Here is a 16,834-nt window from a genome sequence, read left to right as displayed (position 1 = left end):
AGGCGCGAACGCTATGCGCACAACACTAGGGAATGCCTACGGTTGAGCCGCTGCCGTCCAGCGTCGTAAAATCGTGGCACATCGGTTTGGGGGCCCAGCAATGTGTCTGGCTTCTCGTTGCGATTTCCGCCGCGGTTTTCACCGCAATTCCAGCCACGATTTTCATCGTGATACCCGGCTACGCCCGGCGCATCCACACTTGGCGCTTTTTCGACCCGCTTCTCGCGATGACGCCGGCCGCCGTCGCGGAAATGCCGATAACTCCGCGCCATGACCCCGCTCATTTCCGTCAAACGGCTCAGCAAGAGCTTTCCCGGCGTAAGGGCGCTTCACGAAGTCCAATTCGAGCTGATGGCAGGTGAAGTCCACGCGCTGATGGGCGAGAACGGCGCCGGCAAGTCGACGCTGATGAAAATCCTCGCCGGCGTGTACACCCGGGATACCGGCGAAATTCTCTATGACGGCCAGCCCGTCGACTTCTCAAGCCCGCGCGAGGCGCAGGCCGTGGGCGTCTGCATCATTCATCAGGAACTCCAGCTGATGAATCATCTGAGCGTCGCCCAGAATATGTTCATCGGCCGCGAGCCGCGCGGACGCCTCGGCCTGTTCCTCGACGAAGACAAGCTCAACGCGCAAGCCCGCGACATTCTTGCCCGCATGCATGTGAATCTTGATCCGCGCGCGGTTGTCGGCACCCTCACGGTCGCCAGCCAGCAGATGGTCGAGATCGCCAAGGCCTTGTCCTTCGATTCGCGCGTCCTGATCATGGACGAGCCCACCTCCGCGCTCAACGATGCCGAGATCGCCGAGCTGTTTCGCATCATCCGGGAGCTGAAGAGCCGGGGCGTGGGAGTCATCTATATCTCGCACAAGATGGACGAGCTGAAGCAGATCGCCGACCGCGTCACCGTGCTGCGTGACGGCGAGTATGTGGCCACCGTCACCGCCCGCGACACCAGCGTCGAAGCGATCATCGGGATGATGGTCGGGCGAACCTTGACCGACATCGCGCCTTCTCATAGCGCCGCAAGCGAAGGCGAGATCGCACTCGAAGTAAAGAATCTGAACGCCGGCCCCTTGGTCAGGGACGTAAGTTTCACGCTGCGCAAAGGCGAGATATTGGGTTTTGCGGGCCTGATGGGCGCCGGTCGTACCGAGGTCGCGCGAGCGGTGTTCGGCGCCGATCCGGTCGAATCCGGCGAAATCCTGGTGAGAGGCGTGAAGGTGACGATCAGGACACCGAGCGACGCGGTGGCGCGCGGTATCGGCTATTTATCGGAAGACCGCAAGCGCTTCGGTCTTGCGACCGGAATGGACGTCGAATCGAACATCGTGATGTCCAACCTGGGTAAATTCCTGTCGCTCAACGTTTTCTTGCGCCGCGCCCAGATACGCCGGACAGCCGCCCATTTCATCAATCTGCTCGCCATTCGCACGCCCTCCGCGACTCAGCAAGTGCGGCTCCTTTCGGGCGGCAATCAGCAGAAAATCGTCATCGCCAAATGGCTCGAGCGCGACTGCGACGTGCTCTTCTTCGACGAGCCGACGCGCGGCATCGACGTCGGCGCGAAGAGCGAAATCTACAAGCTCCTGCGCTCACTGGCGGGGGAGGGCAAGGCGATCGTGATGATCTCGTCGGAACTGCCCGAAATCTTGCGCATGAGCGACCGTATCGTCGTGATGTGCGAGGGCCGCATTACTGGCGAACTCTCGGCCATGGACGCGACGCAAGAGCGCATCATGCAATTGGCGACGCAGCGTGAAACCTTAAAAGCGGCATGAGTCTTTAGAGGAGAGGTCCGTTTCATGACACTGCCATCGGATACTTCGGCGCTGGGAAATCAGGGACGGGTGTCCGGCCTGAGAGCCCGTCTCTTCTCGCCGACCGCCCTGCAAAAGCTGCTCGCCTTCGGGAGCCTGGTTTTGCTGCTGGCGTTTTTTAGCTTCGCCTCGCCCGCTTTCATGCAGATGGACAACATGCTCGGGATTCTGCAGGCGACGGCGGTCAACGGCGTTCTGGCGATCGCTTGCACGTTCGTCATCATTACCGGCGGCATCGATTTGTCCGTCGGCACGTTGATGACCTTCACGGCGGTCATCTGCGGCGTGTTCCTGACCTATTGGCATTTGCCGATGTCGCTCGGCGTGATTGCTGCAATTGGCACAGGCGCGCTCTGCGGGACCGTTTCGGGCACCCTCACCGCGAAAATGAAGATACCGCCGTTCATTGCCACCCTGGGCATGATGCTGCTGCTGAAAGGACTTTCGCTCGTGGTCTCGGCCGACAAACCGATCTATTTCACCGACACTGAAAACTTCTACAGGATCTCTCAGGATTCGCTGATCGGCTATTTCCTTCCGAGCTTGCCCGTTCCGAATGCGGTCCTGATCCTGTTTTTCCTGGCTGTCGTGAGTTCGATCACGCTTAACCGCACGGCGCTGGGCCGATACACCTTTGCGCTCGGGAGCAACGAAGAAGCCGTGCGCCTTTCCGGTGTGAATGTCGACCGGTGGAAGATCGCGATTTACGGCCTGAGCGGGGCAATTTGCGGCGTCGCCGGCCTGCTCATCGCCTCGCGCCTGAATTCGGCCCAGCCGGCGCTAGGCCAAGGTTACGAACTCGAAGCGATAGCCGCCGTGGTCATTGGCGGGACGTCTCTCAGCGGCGGTTCGGGCACGATCATGGGCACGATCATCGGCGCCTTCATCATGAGCGTGCTGACCAACGGCCTGCGGATCATGTCCGTCGCTCAGGAATGGCAGATCGTGGTGACCGGTCTCATCATCATTCTCGCGGTCTATGCCGATATTCTGCGGCGCAAGAAAGGCTGACGAAAGCTGACTAACGTTGCAGCGACGCGGAACAAAATCAAGAAAGGGAGCGCCAAGGCTCCCCCAACGGCTGAAGGTTGATAGCCCACCTTAGGAGGAGAACCACCATGTTGAAAAGAAGACTAATCGGTGCTGTGGTCGGCGTTGGCGCGCTCATTGGCGGGGCGAGTCTTGCGCGCGCAGACGAAGCCTACATCCCGCTGATCTCGAAAGGTTTCCAGCACCAGTTCTGGCAGGCCGTCAAAGCCGGCGCGGAACAGTCGGCCAAGGAGCACAGCGTCAGGATCTCCTTCGAGGGTCCGGAAACCGAGGCCATGGTCGACAAGCAGATCGACATGCTTTCAGCCGCGCTCGCCAAGAAGCCCCAGGCGCTCGGCATCGCCGCACTCGACAGCAAGGCGGCCATTCCGCTGCTGAAGCGGGCGCAGGCCGACAAAATTCCAGTTATCGCCTTTGACTCCGGCGTCGACAGCGACATTCCGCTCACGACCTGCGCGACGGATAACCTTGCCGCCGCCTCACTCGCCGCCGACAAGATGGCCGAGGCGATCGGCAATTCCGGTGAGGTTGGCCTGATCGTGCACGACCAGACCAGCCGCACTGGCGTTGATCGTCGCGATGGCTTCCTGAACGAGATGAAAGCCAAGCATCCGAACATCAAGATCGTCTCGGTCCAGTATGGCGGCGGCGACCATTTGAAGTCGGCGGAAATTGCCAAGACGATGATCCAGGCCAACCCCAATCTCAAGGGCATTTTCGGCTCGAATGAAGGCTCGGCGGAGGGCGCCGCGATCGGCGTCAAGGAGTCGGGTAAAAAGCTCGTGCTGATTGGCTATGACTCCGGCAAGGAGCAAAAGGACGACATCAATTCGGGCCTGATGTACGGCGCCATTACGCAGAACCCGATTGGCATCGGCAAATGTGTTGTCGACTCCGCGGTGAAGGCGTTGAAAGGCGAGAAGCTGCCGAAGAAAGTCGACACAGGCTTCTACTGGTACGACAAGAGCAATATCAACGATCCGAAGATCACCGCCGTGCTCTACGACTGACCGTCGCCTGCCGGAACGCGACGAGAGAGGAAGGGGTGCGGCGCCTGTTTGGGCTGCGGCCCTCGTTGTTCAATGGGGAGGAGGTTCAGATGCCCACGATCACCAAGCTGTCCGTCCGGGACATCCGGTTTCCGACCTCGCGTTCACTCGACGGCTCCGATGCGATGAACGCCGCGCCGGATTACTCCGCCACCTACGTGACGCTTGAAACGGATTCGCCTGAGACGCTCACGGGTCATGGCCTCACGTTCACCATCGGGCGCGGCAACGAGATCTGCGTGAGTGCGGTACACGCGCTTAGCGCTCTCGTTGTCGGCAAAAAACTTGAAGATATTGCAGCGAACATGGGCGCTTTCTGGCGCGCGCTGACGTCGGACAGCCAGCTGCGCTGGATCGGCCCAGATAAAGGCGTCATCCATCTGGCAACGGCCGCTGTCGTGAATGCCGCCTGGGACCTGTGGGCCAAAGCGGAAGGCAAGCCGGTGTGGAAGCTGCTCGTTGACATGAGCCCCGAAGAACTCGTGCGTTGCCTCGATTTCCGTTACGTGACCGATGCGATCACGCCGCAAGAAGCCATCGCCCTATTGCACCGCCATGCAAAGACCCGGGGCGAGCGCGAAAGGGAGATGCTGGCGCACGGTTATCCGGCCTACACGACGTCGGCGGGCTGGCTAGGCTATGACGACGACAAGATCCGCCGGCTCGCCCGTGAAGGCGTGGCGCAAGGCTGGACGCACTTCAAGCAGAAGGTGGGCGGCAACCTCGAAGAAGATATGCGCCGCGCCCGCATCCTGCGCGAGGAAATTGGCGAAGACCGCAAGCTGATGATGGATGCGAACCAGGTGTGGGACGTCGATGAAGCGGTCGCGAACATGCGGCGCCTGGCGCAATTCGATCCGTGGTGGATCGAGGAACCCACGAGCCCCGACGACATTCTCGGCCACGCGGCTATCCGCCAGCGGATCCGGCCCATCGGCGTCGCGACGGGCGAGCATTGCCATAACCGGGTGATGTTCAAGCAGTTGCTGCAGGCGCAGGCAATCGACTTCTGTCAGGTCGATAGCTGCCGCCTGGGCGGTCTGAACGAAGTGATCGTCGTCCTGCTGATGGCGGCGAAATTCGGCGTGCCCGTTTGCCCGCATGCGGGCGGTGTGGGCTTATGCGAGTACGTCCAGCACATTTCGTTGTTCGACTACATTTGCGTGTCGGCTTCGCTGGAGAACCGGGTGCTCGAGTACGTGGATCATCTGCATGAGCATTTCGTCGATCCTGTCGTGATCCAAAACGGCAGATACATGCCGCCGCAACGTCCGGGCTACAGCATCGAAATGCAGGCGGCGTCGCTCGATCAGTATGACTTTCCTGAGGGTCCTGCCTGGCGGGCCTGAGACGGTACGCGCTGGGCTTTGGTATTCGACGACGCCATGCATGGGCGTTCGGGATGCGCGGCTGAGCCGCGCGCATTGCCCGACTATGTGAAGCGCTCCTGCGTTGCATGTTTGCGTTGGAGCAGGGGCGCGTACTCATGCAGTTCCCGTGGCGCGATGTCGAAGGCGCGGCGGAATGCACGGGTAAAGCTCGACGCATCATTGAAACCCAGCCCCGAGGCAATGTCCTGTACCTCCATATGCGGAAAGCGCACCAGCTCATCGGCCGCCATTCGCAGCCTGCGGCTGCGAATATAAGCGGCCAGGCCGCCGTCATGTTCGAATAGACGATACACGCTGGCGCGCGAGAGATGCAGCGATGCCAACACGCTGTCAGGCGTCAAATCCGGATCGTGCAGGTTAGCCTCTACATACCGCCGCACTTGTCCATAGACGGCCGCGCGCACCGCTGCGCGGCCGTCGCCGGAAAGCCCCGCTTGGCGGCTGAAAGCGGCCGCGAGCAGCTCTACAGCGGTGAGAAAAGACTGATGCGCGTCCACCTTGCTCAGTCCGACGATTTGTCGCTTCAGCGCCACCAGATGGTCAATCAATATGCGCGTTACAGGGGTGGTGGCGCGGACCCAGCGGCCATGCAGCGAGGCGGCATCTGGGAACGACCTTTCCACCAACGCGCGGGGCACAAAAAGGAGCAGCAAGCGACCATGAAAACTCTGGATCGTGCACGGCTGATCCATGTCCAGCGCGAGGATGCTTGGCACTTGCGGTATGTGCGGCGCATCGAGCCGCGGCTTGCCGCCCAGGAACTGCGACGGTTGCCCTTCAAGGAACACGCTGAAGCTGATGTCACGAACGCTTTCGGTCGAAACACGACCTAACGACCGCACGGCCAGGTTCGGCCCGGTGCGGAAATCGAAAAGGCTCAGATTGTCGATTGTGTAACGAGACAGCGATGCAGCGAAGGTATCTTCAGCTTGATTTGAGGACGGCTGTATGTCGTAGACAGGGCTCATACGCTCCTGCCAGGCGAGGAAGCTTTGACGGGCGTTGCCTTGAACGCTGAAATTGCTGTGTACGATGCCGGGTGAAAGCGTCGGCGACTCCGGCGGCGATAACAAGCGGCTTAGCGGTATGGCAGTGTGGTGCGAGTCGTCGTTCAATGCAGTGCCCATCGCTGTTTTTTGTCCAGTTTTGATCCGCCCCGTGCGGCTGGATTTTATGTCGAGCCACTAGCCCGCTCCGAGCGCGCTAGTGTAGGTTGCAAAGCATATCAGTACTTGTTCGCCGTAGCGCGCGCGGCCCCGCGCGGGGAGTATCGGGCGAACGTTTCTTTGATTTTGGATGTGAGGCGAAAGATCAAAGGGCGATATATCGCGCTCTGATCAGCCTCCGGACGTTGACAGACCGGGACCAGCCACTTTCAGTCCTTCGAAAGGGGGCCCCCAATTTGTCGATAATATAGCTGCACGCGAAGCGTCTGCAACGTAGTCAGTGACTGACCTCCTGAGAGGTCAGTCACTGACTGGCAGTCCGGCGACTAACGCGATTCCATTCGCTGCCTGCTCGCCTACCGCATTCGAAACCTCTTCCATCGAACGAAAACCAGTAATCGCCCAGTCTAGCCACGTGTCTTCCTCAATCTCAAAGCTAGCATCCCCCACACTGACGACTCCGCTAAGATGATCAGCGCCGTCGAAGAAATTTGCGAATGCGCGAGCGGTCTCGGATCTACTTCTGACACTTGTAATGTGAATAGTTACTGGAATACCGTTCGGATTGATCTTAATCCCGAGGTGGGCTGCTCGCATGTAGAACGCTGAGATCATCGAATCGCGTACCCATGGCGTCACCAGATTTCCATTGGCGTCGATCGTCGGCGCTTGTATCCCGTTAGCAATCAGTTGTCTCGTCTGGACGCTAGCAGAATGCTGTGCATCAATTTTGGGGACGGTTGTCAGGCATCCCGCGAGCAATACGCACGTGAGTCCAAGGACGCAGGCCAGGCTTCTGTTCTTCATGGGGATCGCCGTGAGTTGAACGGTCCGTCTTGCACCGCGGTTGGTCGAAGTCTGTATTAACGGCCGGGAACATACTTTCTTTATATTTAAATAGCCGTCGAATTGACTCACTGGAAGACGCTTGAGCGGCAATAAATTTGGAAACTCACGAAGCGACCCGAGTTGCGCGTGCTTAGACTTGCGAATCCACCGATGGCCACTGCCGGGGAGATTGGCCGTCGGATGCGGGCCGACGTCTGCTCGACGCGGACCGATCTATGCCGACCCTCTAGCGAGTTAATCGTCAGACCGGGTTCGGCCACAAGCGGTCCTTCAACATTTCGACTGGAATCGTCGGCAATCCGATGGTCCTCTCGACTCCGCACGTTCGGTTTTCGCGCCATTTGTTTGCGACCGCTCGGTTTACCGATTCAGTGTATCGATCATTGATACACGATCTGCGCCGCAAGGTCATGCTTGATTGATACAACCATTTTTTTTAGGGCGGGGCACTCATCCGGCTGCAAATACGGAACTCCTGACGTCAGATCAAGCGTCCGAGTCACGGTCACCGTTCTGCCTTCAAGGGCATAGGAAGACGTGTAAGTGCCAAACGCTGACGTAACGGTTGCGGGTTTCGGAAGGCTTAACACCTTCATAGTGGCGGGCAAGTTCACTTTGGTAATCTCGCTGAAGTACCCTGCTTTAAATAGGAACGGGGTTCTGCGTCTATTAGAACCTAACCCGTCAAAGGCGCTGGAGATATTGTTGATGCCGCCTAACCCTCTTGGAACACGCATGGCCCCAGGGCCGGGAAAAGGGGTGTAGTCGGGTAGCTCAAACACAGTCCAGAAGAAGAACGCGTCCTTGAGATTACGAATGTCGCCGTGAATATAGTGTCCGGTTCCGTCTGCTCCACTCCCCGTCAGCAACACTTGCGCAAACAGCGGTTCGGTACCCGCGCGCAACTCGGCAAAAATTGAACGCGCGATCCAGTCATATTCGCCCCGGTTTTCGACTGTGCTAGTGCCTCGAGCTGTGCCAGCGCTATCCAACCTGATCTCCGTCGTGACGATTACCTTGTCGGTGTCCGCGTGTGTGAGGGGAAGAGTGACCAGGCGGCTAGGTTCATCACCGTCGCCCGTCAGCAAAGCACGTTTGCCTCTTTCGTTCAAAGGAAGGATGCCGAATCGGGCCGTGCCCGCTGTTGAGTCAACGTAGACGTCAAACTCGGGAATGTAGGTGATCACATGGTTGAAGACCGCCAGCGGGCTAGCGGCTGAAGGCAGCCAATAGCGGCTATCCGCATTGACGAGTACCGTGCTGCTTTTGATGCCTTTCGCTGCCAACAGCGCCTGAAGCAGCGTTGTATGGTCTTTGCAGTCGCCATAGCGCGCCTTCAAAACGTCCTGCGCAGTATGCGGGACAACCCCGCCGAAACCGAGAAAGACGGCGACGTAGCGAACGTTTCGGCTAACCCATTGATAGATGGCATCCGCTTGGTCGCGCCGGTCGGTAATTCCCGTCGTGACCTCATTGGCCAGCGCTTGTATGTCGGGTGTAGCGGCCATTTGAGTTTGCGCACGCGCGAGGTACGCCTGCCCAAGCGCCTCATAGCTGGGAAACGTTGTGATCGCTAGCCGCGGACTGCGATCGTCAATGCTTGGCGCGTAGGCTTCGCCGGGGCGTGCGCGTGCATCCTTTATCGACCAACTCCACGTTTGTTCCCCGTCGACATCTGCAGCAACCAGCCCGCCCGGCATATCAACGACGTCCGCATGCAGTTTCATTGATGATGGCGCATTTATAGTTACGCTCGCACTCTTGATGGCTTTGTCGTTAGGAAACGAGGCATTAGCCGAAAATTGCCCCGGGAACAATGGCGTGACCTGCGTCTCACGCGTGCGCATCGTGACAGTCGCGCCAGGCTCGACGCCGGGAAAGACAATCGTCTTGACAAGGTTGTCATCGAAAGTAGGTGCGTAGGCGCTCACCGGACTTTGACGGGTGAAGATCGCATTGGGCGAAACGTCGATACGCGCTCCGTCTCGAGTTGTTGTGTAAGCATCGAGAACGTCGAATTTCTGGAATTCGTTGCTGTATCGATATGAAACCTGACCGTAGCTTCTAACCCCCTCGTCATTCTCAATGTGAATTGACCGCGTTTGATCGTGTATTGACGTGCCATCGCCATTCACCGTGTAGATATTCTCATCGGACAAGACGGTCACGGGAGGAGCGTAATCAGCGGCAAAAGCGGCTGAGCAATGCGCGGTGACCACGGCGGTGATGACGGCCGCGATGAGGTGTGCCATGAACAGGCCATCCATTGATTTCGACCGCTCGTTTCGCGCAATCAGCATGCGGATAGTCTCTCTTAAATTTTATTTTTTCCCTCTTTCGAGGTGCCGAATCAGGAAACTACCACGGCGATGGGCATGCCACCACGGATTAGTGCGCGGGTCCTGGTAGAAGACTTCTCAATTAATTGGCTCGTGGTAACCACGCGGGCGATTACGGTCGAATCTGACCATCCGGGAGCTGGCGTTTCTTCGTCCACGACAAACGGCGTAGTACGATGATGCGGATTAAGGCAGAGGTCCCAATGGAGTCAGAATATGTGTAGTACGTCCGGTTCAGGCCAAACGCTAAGCGTTCCTGATGCGCTTGGCCAAGCACACGCGCACTGGAACGCAGGGCAGGCCGATCAGGCGGAAATGCACGGGTATGCCGACCTGTAGGGAACCTGGCCATCTATTTCTCTTTCCGTCGGTATTGGACGATAAATAAAAACCAACGGTGTGCAACGACCTGTTTGTGATTTTTCAGGCTTCAATTGCGAATGTCACTTGTCGGCCCTGAATTCAGCCCTGAATTCAGCCCTGAAACGGACGAAATCGAAAGGATCGGCTGTTGTGGGTCGGGACTGCGCCTCTGCGTTCTGGCAGAGTCCAGCCACGTCCGGGACGAATTCTTCATCGGCCATACTGGCCAAGTAACGTTGCTGGAGTTCACGCCATCATGAAGCCCTTTTGCTTGGCAGCGGCCTTCGTTGTGCTCACCGCCGGCTGCTCCTCAACCTCGTCGCCCGAGAATAATCAGATCGCCCGGCCAAATCCCGCCAACACGGATACCTATATTCTTCATAGTACTAACGGTCCGATGCCCAGTGACTCCATGTCATCAACGCCACCGAGGCTGAGCGTTGGCGTCAGCTATCCCGATACGCAATTGATTCTGCCGTGGTTCCTCAATGACATCATCAACTTTGTTAACTATCGCTAGTCTGACAGGGACTTGCTGCGGGGTGGCCGGAAGCGGCTCCTGAGGATCATGTCCGGGACTGGCAGCGCGGAGCGGAGAACGCGCCAGTGCGGTCAATTTCCAACCTTCCGTATTGACCGTCAGGTTGGTGACAATCGAACCGTCGACGGCGCTCCGGTAGACTTCGACTCTCGTTCAACTTCGCCGCGATCGCATGGACATCCAGCTTTTGATTATTTGCGGACTTACATTCGTAATCCACGTTATCGCGACGCTGGCTTACGCTGTGCGGATCGCCGGTGTTCGCACTCGACGTATCGCTGTGTCGTTCTCACTGTTCGGGATCATTGCCCTTGTCTCCCGAACGGCGAACTCCTTTCAAGGGCCGTTCATAGCCAAGCGTGTGGAGCTTGATATTGCTCGACATCTTGAAGGTGGCCTGCTCGGTGATTTTCGGCTCTTCCTGATTACAGCCACAGCGGCAAGCATAGTGGGCGCTTTGCTGATCCCAACATTCCAGCGTTATTTCAGCCGCGCTGTCGAGCATTTTCAGGCTAATCGATCACTGCCGCGCCTTCTACTCCACATTTTCAGCCGCGGCGGTATCAACTATTTGCGGGACGGCGCGCGGGTCCCGTCGCGCCAAAATATCTCTCAGCTAGCGAGCGGCGCCGGTGTATCCGGGACGGTGATAGCGCTCAACATCTTTGCGATGGCCATCTGGACCGTCGGTGTTTTCGCGTCGCTTTACGCGGGATACCTGAAGCCAGATTTGCGCGTCACGTGCGCCAATCTGTCGTCGGTCATTAATGGCTTTGCGACCGTGGTATTGGCGGTCGTCATCGACCCGCAGGTTTCTGTCATGACCGACGACGTTATCGAAGGCCGAATCTCCGAAAACAGCTTTAGGCGAGCTATTACCACCCTCGCCGGGGCACGTGTTGTCGGAACCTTATGTGCACAAATCATGCTCGTACCGGCCGCGCTCATTATCGTACGCGTCGCGGAGCTGATTTAGCGTGGATTAAGCAATCCTGCGATGCTGTGACGGATCGCTCATGGGGATAGTACGGGCGCTCCCGGTAGTTGGGCGCCGGCATCCGTCAGGCTTCTTGATGTCCTCGCGAATGGCAGGCGCGCTATGAGTCTTTCAGTGCAGTTTGACTGTCATCCGTGGGCTGTCTGGAGGGTGAGCAGAAGCAAACCCAAATCTGAATCTTCTTGGGCGCGGGTGAAGTTTTCGCGTCCGTTTCCTCTGAGGGTCGTCCGGAATGACACTCGGCCTATTTTCTCGAATGCGGCTTTGTACAGGGTCCGCTTCGGCTCGGCAAACACTCGCCGCACCATCGGTTCGAAGAACTCTAGCGGCAGCGTTTCCGCATCCGGATCAAAGGCCGCCGCATCATATTTCTCGCAGAAATGCGCGGTACGTTTGAACAACTCCGGCACGTCGCGGTAGCGATCGCGCAGATTGCGGTCCATGCCCATGTGGTGAAAGAAGTAATACCCCTGGAAGATCCCATGGTGCTGGATCATCCAGTGATTTTCCCCGCTGACGAATGGCTCCAGCAGCACGGCTGCGACGTCGGCATGGTTGTAACTTCCCAGCGTGTCGCCAATGTCGTGCAGCAGTGCGCAGACCACGTATTCCTCGTCCTGGCCGTCCTGATGCGCCAGCGTGGCAGTCTGGAGGCTGTGCGTCAGACGATCGACAGGAAAGCCGCCAAAGTCGCCATCCAGCAGTTGCAAGTGGTCCAGCAGGCGGCCAGGCAGTCCTTTGGCGAACGGCCCAATCTCACCACCGATAATCGCCCAATCCTGCTCCGTCCCGTCGCGCATGTGGCGAAACACGGCGCACTGTTCATTACCTTTCATGGAACTTCTCCTTCTCTGTAATTGGAGCTTCAATATTCAGGGGATGGCGATATAAAATCCAATAACTGCAAGGCCAAAATCCATAACTTGCAGGAATGGCATGATTGATAACGACCTTGCATACTTTCTGATCATTGCGAGTACCGGTACGTTGGCACGCGCTGCCGACCAGTTAGGCATTTCTCAGCCGGCCGTGACCAAGGCCATACAGCGGCTGGAACGCAAGGTGGGAGTTGCTCTGGTCGAGCGCACCGCACGCGGTTCGGTATTGACCGAGGCAGGCAAGGTATTTCATGCGCGGGTATCGGGCGTGTCCTTGCAGCTCGATAGTGCGCTGCAGGAAGCGCGCGATATTGGTGGCGGACACGCGGGCCTGCTGCGTATCGGTACGACGCCGGCCACCACGAGATTCGCGCTGCGCTCGCTTTTCCCAACACTGCTGGTGGAGCGGCCCGCAGCACGCGTCAATGTGACAACAGCGTTTAGCGACGTGCTGCTGGACGCCATTGACCGGCGTGAAGTGGAACTGGCTGTATGCCCCTTGCCCGACACATTGAACGCATCAATGGCCAAGGAGGTCCTTTATGACGATCACTACAATTTGATGGTTGGGACCGGGCACCCTCTGGCTGAGCGGGAATCGGTCACGCTAGAGGATCTGGTGGACTGCGCATGGGCAGCCTCGAGTCGACAGGAATTTGCGCGTGTGCAGATCGAGCAAGCCTTTGCAAAGCACGGGTACCCACGTATGCGCATTGTGGCCGAGGCCAATAGTTTGGCCGCGTTGTTTCTGATCGTATCTACCACGCAGCTGGTTAGCTTGATCAACGCGCGCAGCTTCGACCCTGGCCCCCTGCCGTTTGACATCGCCGTGCGTCCAATTCAGCTTGACGGCCTGCTGCGTCAGGTCGGACTGATACGAAGGGCCGGCTATCTATCCCCGATCGCGCAACGCGCTCAGGAAATTTTGCGCAACGCAGCCCGGGAGTCGTTCGTACAGTGTGATACCCACGGCAAGTGAACCCGAGGCACGGTCCTCCTTTTTGAGGTGGCCAGCATCCTGGCGCGCGAACTAACTCCCGCTCAGCCCGACGAATTGACGCGAGACAACATCTCAGCTCTTTTTCGACGTCTTGGCGACAAATGGCGTTGGTACATGCTGACGCGTCTCGCTTCCGCACTTCGGGCAAGGTGGATGGGCGTTCTCGTGTTCGGCGAGATGTTCAGCGTGCTCGAACGAATGGCCACACTTCTCGCAACGATATTGATACGTTGGCATTTGCGCTCCTCCCACACGAATTTACCTCGCCGGCCTGACGCGACTCACCAGCACTGTCCGGCACTGTGAAATTCATTCTAGTGCAGGAAATGCACAGGCATGTGTCTCCGGTTCGTACTAGGCTTGATATGGCCAAGGTGGTCGCCGTCCGGCGAAACGTGATGAACTGATACTGGTCCCGCCTGCTGGCGAAAACCGCCTCCACCGCAGTGTTCCTGGCGCCACAAAGCGAGGTCCGATATGCAAGTGCTTACGGTAACAATCGTCAAACCCGAAGCGACGAACTTCATCCTGGGGCAAAGCCACTTCATCAAGTCTGTCGAGGATCTGCACGAGGCAATGGTCGGTACCGTTCCGGGTATCAAGTTCGGTCTGGCATTTTGTGAAGCGTCAGGTAAGCGCCTTGTGCGCCGGTCTGGCACCGACGCCAACCTGATCGAGTTGGCGTGCCAGAATGCCGCTGCCATCGGTGCGGGCCACAGCTTCCTGATTTTTCTCGGCGATGGCTTTTACCCCGTCAATATTCTGAATGCGATAAAAGCTGTGCCGGAGGTATGCCGGATATTCTGCGCGACGGCGAATCCCACGCAGATTCTGGTTGCCGAGACGGAGCAGGGGCGCGGTATCCTGGGTGTGGTTGACGGGTTCCCGCCGCTCGGCGTGGAAAACGAGGAGGACGTTCAATGGCGTAAGGACCTGCTGCGTGCTATCGGTTACAAAGTGTAGGTGCGATTGCTCTCATCGCTCGACCCGTGTGCCCATCGAACAACCGACCATGGAACCATGGAACATTTACGTCTTCAGCCCGGCACGTTGTGGCCAGCCATCCTGCGTCAGACTGAGCATGCGTTGCGCTGTGGTGCGCTGCGGCCAATCGAGACTATCCAGACGCTGCTCGAAGAACGCGGTGTACGCTTTCTCGTCCGCCAGGTCGCAAGCCTCGCGCGCAAGGAGGAAACTCGACAGGCGCGCAAGGTCGAGGCGGGGGCGTGCAGCGCGGTGAATCCATTCCTTCCTTACGACTCCGACCTCTTTGTGGCCGATATCTCGGACACTCACGTCGCGTTGCTCAACAAGTTCAACGTCATCGACCATCATCTGCTGATCGTCACTCGTTGCTTCAAACCGCAGGAAGCGCTACTTGAGTTCGCGGACTTTGTTGCATTGGCCTCCTGCATGGCCGAGTTCGACGGCCTCGCCTTCTACAATGGCGGCGCGGAATCCGGCGCGAGTCAACGCCACAAACATCTGCAGATCGTGCCGCTGCCGCTTGGAGAATCAGGTCCGCCGCTCCCCATTGAATCTGTTTTAAGACCCGGGGGCGTGGAAGGTCCTATCGGCACGGTAGGCACTATTCCTGGCCTGCCTTTTCTGCACGCGTTCGCGCGTCTGGAACTGGCTCCTGCCGCCTCGCGGCATGCAGCACACACCGCGTTCGATTGCTACCACGCGTTGCTCGAAGCTACCGGCCTGCGAGCGATCGAGGTGAATGGCGAATTGCATCAGTCGGCACCGTACAACCTGCTTGTCACCCGCCGATGGATGCTGCTCGTACCAAGGTATTCGGAATGCGTCGAGGGCATTTCAGTGAATGCGCTTGGATTTGCCGGATCACTCTTCGTGCGTGACGCAGCACAAATGGAAGTCATTAAAAGTCTCGGTCCGATGTCCGTGCTGCAACGCGTCGCGGTCGCTGCCGCTGTGGGTCAATAGGGCCACCTGTATAGCGTTTTCGCTTTAAGGCTGTGCCTCACGAGGCGGAAATATGCACAGGCGCTGATCGTCCGTGGCGCAACCGACGGTGGAGTATGCCAATCCCCCATGGGGGCGCCGGACAGCATTCACAGCATTCTTCGCAGCACGTTGTTACGGGTGATCAACTGATGCTTGACGACCGCGAGTACGTGCAGCACAACCAGCCCCGCCAGCAATGCGCAACTTGCGCGGTGTATGACGAAGAGCTTGTCGGTGAGCGCCCCTTTCACGAATGGCGTGTGAATCTCGACCAGACCAAAAAATGAATAACCGTTCGGGACCATCAAGAAACCGCTCACCAGCACAGCGAAGATTGTTAAGTACATCAAAATGTGCACTCGGTGTGCCAGCTCGTTCTGCAGTTCCGACACGTCTGGAAGCGCACGCGGCTCGATTCGCACGAATTTCCAGCACACCCGCAGCGGGAAAAGCACGATCAGCACCGTAGCGATCGACATATTCAGTCGCGACAGGAAATCACGCTCCGGTCCGGCCGAAAGCTGGGCCAGTGTGTAGCCGGTAATACTCGCGTAAATAATGCCGGCGGCGAATACCCAATGGAAAAACCGCGCGACGCCATCGTAACGGTCCAGATCGTGCCCGCGTTTCATCCGGCGTGCGTTGCGCTCGTCAAGGCCACCGTTCTGAATGTTCGCGGCTTGCGCGTCGGCAGTGCCGTTTCGGCTATGTGGTGCCGTTTGCAGCATACGGTTCACAGACATGTTCACGTCCAAACTTGTTAAGCCGAATTGATGTGCTACCGCGCCATACATTGCCCGTTGTCCGGCGACTACGGTACGCGTTCAGGGGCTGCCGTACGAACGGTCCAATGAGCGTCAGATCGTATCCATCCCGTGCATGCCGGTCAATACAAATGCAAATAATAATCACCCGCATTTACATTTGTATTTCATACCTTTCAGTTTGATTGCGCAGGGTCCCTGTTGGACGCGTACCCGGGGATTGGCAGGTGCGCGCGAAGTTCTGTTTCTGGACGTGGCGAACGCACTGCCTGACGCGATCAGCTACTTTCAATAAGCATTCGATTTCGAAGTTGGTATACCCCCCTACCCTATATTAGGTATACTTCATCACGATCTATACGAGGTCATCCATGAGTCACACAATTCGCGAGAAACAGAAACTGCTAAATAGGGTGCGCCGCATCAAGGGGCAGGTGGAAGCCATCGAGCGGGCGCTCGAACAGGAGCATGGATGTGCCGACGTGCTGCAGCAAATCACGAGCTGCCGTGGTGCGATGAACGGCCTGCTGGCTGTCGTGCTCGAGGACCACATACGGACCCATCTCGTCGACGCCGACAGTCACGAAGAGCCAGCCGGCAGCGCGACTGAACAGCTCATCGAAGTTGTCCATAGTTATTTCAAGTAGAGTCAAAA

General features: G+C 58.0%; 15 protein-coding genes and 1 pseudogene. 10 read left to right on the top strand and 6 right to left on the bottom strand.

Annotation, left to right across the window (positions count from 1 at the left end):
- Positions 1-270 precede the first annotated feature (270 nt).
- The 4 genes from SBC1_RS21350 (at position 271) to SBC1_RS21335 (ending at position 5,269) form a co-directional block, all read left to right on the top strand.
- Positions 271-1,782: a sugar ABC transporter ATP-binding protein gene (locus tag SBC1_RS21350; RefSeq protein ID WP_165096707.1), complete on the top strand. Its 1,512-nt coding sequence runs from the start codon at positions 271-273 to the stop codon at positions 1,780-1,782.
- Between the two features lie 24 nt (positions 1,783-1,806).
- On the top strand, positions 1,807-2,832 hold the full coding sequence (locus SBC1_RS21345; protein ID WP_165096711.1) for an ABC transporter permease: 1,026 nt from the start codon (positions 1,807-1,809) through the stop codon (positions 2,830-2,832).
- Positions 2,833-2,939: 107 nt separating this feature from the next.
- Positions 2,940-3,881, top strand: coding sequence for an ABC transporter substrate-binding protein (locus SBC1_RS21340; RefSeq protein WP_165096714.1), 942 nt, complete (start codon positions 2,940-2,942; stop codon positions 3,879-3,881).
- A gap of 89 nt (positions 3,882-3,970) precedes the next feature.
- Complete coding sequence (locus SBC1_RS21335; protein ID WP_165096717.1) at positions 3,971-5,269, top strand: L-fuconate dehydratase; 1,299 nt, start codon at positions 3,971-3,973, stop codon at positions 5,267-5,269.
- 83 nt (positions 5,270-5,352) lie between these two features.
- On the opposite strand, the gene SBC1_RS21330 is transcribed toward SBC1_RS21335, so the two are convergent.
- The 3 genes from SBC1_RS21330 to SBC1_RS21320 all read right to left on the bottom strand — a co-directional run bounded on the left by SBC1_RS21330 (position 5,353) and on the right by SBC1_RS21320 (position 9,626).
- Positions 5,353-6,426: a helix-turn-helix domain-containing protein gene (locus SBC1_RS21330; RefSeq protein ID WP_243830314.1), complete on the bottom strand. Its 1,074-nt coding sequence runs from the start codon at positions 6,424-6,426 to the stop codon at positions 5,353-5,355.
- 351 nt (positions 6,427-6,777) lie between these two features.
- Positions 6,778-7,284 (bottom strand): hypothetical protein, encoded by a 507-nt coding sequence (locus SBC1_RS21325; protein WP_165096723.1) that lies wholly within the window; start codon positions 7,282-7,284, stop codon positions 6,778-6,780.
- 422 nt (positions 7,285-7,706) lie between these two features.
- Entirely contained in the window at positions 7,707-9,626 is a 1,920-nt protein-coding gene (locus SBC1_RS21320) for a DUF3857 domain-containing transglutaminase family protein (RefSeq protein WP_165096726.1), read from the bottom strand.
- A 658-nt stretch (positions 9,627-10,284) separates the two neighbouring features.
- Here SBC1_RS21320 and SBC1_RS21315 point away from each other — a divergent pair.
- Positions 10,285-10,548, top strand: a complete 264-nt coding sequence (locus SBC1_RS21315) for a hypothetical protein (protein WP_165096729.1) — start codon at positions 10,285-10,287, stop codon at positions 10,546-10,548.
- A 193-nt stretch (positions 10,549-10,741) separates the two neighbouring features.
- Positions 10,742-11,545, top strand: a complete 804-nt coding sequence (locus tag SBC1_RS21310; RefSeq protein ID WP_165096733.1) for a lipid II flippase Amj family protein — start codon at positions 10,742-10,744, stop codon at positions 11,543-11,545.
- Between the two features lie 287 nt (positions 11,546-11,832).
- Here SBC1_RS21310 and SBC1_RS21305 read toward each other — a convergent pair.
- Positions 11,833-12,402 (bottom strand): annotated as a pseudogene (locus tag SBC1_RS21305) (HD domain-containing protein); the annotation flags it as partial.
- 151 nt (positions 12,403-12,553) lie between these two features.
- On the opposite strand from SBC1_RS21305, the gene SBC1_RS21300 reads away from it, so the two are divergent.
- A complete protein-coding gene (locus SBC1_RS21300; protein WP_243830313.1) occupies positions 12,554-13,423 on the top strand; it encodes a LysR family transcriptional regulator in 870 nt (289 codons plus the stop codon).
- A gap of 93 nt (positions 13,424-13,516) precedes the next feature.
- On the opposite strand, the gene SBC1_RS21295 is transcribed toward SBC1_RS21300, so the two are convergent.
- Positions 13,517-13,681 (bottom strand): FmdB family zinc ribbon protein, encoded by a 165-nt coding sequence (locus SBC1_RS21295; RefSeq protein WP_165096741.1) that lies wholly within the window; start codon positions 13,679-13,681, stop codon positions 13,517-13,519.
- Positions 13,682-13,921: 240 nt separating this feature from the next.
- Between SBC1_RS21295 and SBC1_RS21290 the strand changes: the two genes are divergently transcribed.
- The gene (locus SBC1_RS21290) at positions 13,922-14,407 is read left to right on the top strand and encodes an adenosine-specific kinase (RefSeq protein ID WP_165096745.1); all 486 of its coding nucleotides are present in this window, start codon (positions 13,922-13,924) and stop codon (positions 14,405-14,407) included.
- 57 nt (positions 14,408-14,464) lie between these two features.
- Positions 14,465-15,394, top strand: coding sequence for a DUF4922 domain-containing protein (locus SBC1_RS21285; protein ID WP_165096749.1), 930 nt, complete (start codon positions 14,465-14,467; stop codon positions 15,392-15,394).
- A gap of 128 nt (positions 15,395-15,522) precedes the next feature.
- Here the strand turns inward: SBC1_RS21285 and SBC1_RS21280 are convergent, their stop codons facing one another.
- Positions 15,523-16,158, bottom strand: coding sequence for a cytochrome b (locus tag SBC1_RS21280; protein ID WP_165096752.1), 636 nt, complete (start codon positions 16,156-16,158; stop codon positions 15,523-15,525).
- Between the two features lie 392 nt (positions 16,159-16,550).
- Between SBC1_RS21280 and SBC1_RS21275 the strand changes: the two genes are divergently transcribed.
- The gene (locus tag SBC1_RS21275) at positions 16,551-16,826 is read left to right on the top strand and encodes a metal/formaldehyde-sensitive transcriptional repressor (protein WP_165096756.1); all 276 of its coding nucleotides are present in this window, start codon (positions 16,551-16,553) and stop codon (positions 16,824-16,826) included.
- Positions 16,827-16,834: the final 8 nt, after the last annotated feature.

The organism is Caballeronia sp. SBC1 (assembly GCF_011493005.1).
Taxonomy (GTDB): domain Bacteria; phylum Pseudomonadota; class Gammaproteobacteria; order Burkholderiales; family Burkholderiaceae; genus Caballeronia.
Note: the sequence above shows the minus strand (reverse complement) of the source record. Positions and strands in the feature narration are given on the sequence as shown.

Coding starts and splice junctions, on each gene's coding strand:
- SBC1_RS21295 (WP_165096741.1), bottom strand. CDS start 13,681: ATGCCAACGTATCAATATCGTTGCGAGAAGTGTGGCCATTCGTTCGAG.
- SBC1_RS21335 (WP_165096717.1), top strand. CDS start 3,971: ATGCCCACGATCACCAAGCTGTCCGTCCGGGACATCCGGTTTCCGACC.
- SBC1_RS21320 (WP_165096726.1), bottom strand. CDS start 9,626: ATGCTGATTGCGCGAAACGAGCGGTCGAAATCAATGGATGGCCTGTTC.
- SBC1_RS21275 (WP_165096756.1), top strand. CDS start 16,551: ATGAGTCACACAATTCGCGAGAAACAGAAACTGCTAAATAGGGTGCGC.
- SBC1_RS21315 (WP_165096729.1), top strand. CDS start 10,285: ATGAAGCCCTTTTGCTTGGCAGCGGCCTTCGTTGTGCTCACCGCCGGC.
- SBC1_RS21345 (WP_165096711.1), top strand. CDS start 1,807: ATGACACTGCCATCGGATACTTCGGCGCTGGGAAATCAGGGACGGGTG.
- SBC1_RS21325 (WP_165096723.1), bottom strand. CDS start 7,284: ATGAAGAACAGAAGCCTGGCCTGCGTCCTTGGACTCACGTGCGTATTG.
- SBC1_RS21285 (WP_165096749.1), top strand. CDS start 14,465: ATGGAACATTTACGTCTTCAGCCCGGCACGTTGTGGCCAGCCATCCTG.
- SBC1_RS21350 (WP_165096707.1), top strand. CDS start 271: ATGACCCCGCTCATTTCCGTCAAACGGCTCAGCAAGAGCTTTCCCGGC.
- SBC1_RS21340 (WP_165096714.1), top strand. CDS start 2,940: ATGTTGAAAAGAAGACTAATCGGTGCTGTGGTCGGCGTTGGCGCGCTC.
- SBC1_RS21310 (WP_165096733.1), top strand. CDS start 10,742: ATGGACATCCAGCTTTTGATTATTTGCGGACTTACATTCGTAATCCAC.
- SBC1_RS21280 (WP_165096752.1), bottom strand. CDS start 16,158: ATGTCTGTGAACCGTATGCTGCAAACGGCACCACATAGCCGAAACGGC.
- SBC1_RS21290 (WP_165096745.1), top strand. CDS start 13,922: ATGCAAGTGCTTACGGTAACAATCGTCAAACCCGAAGCGACGAACTTC.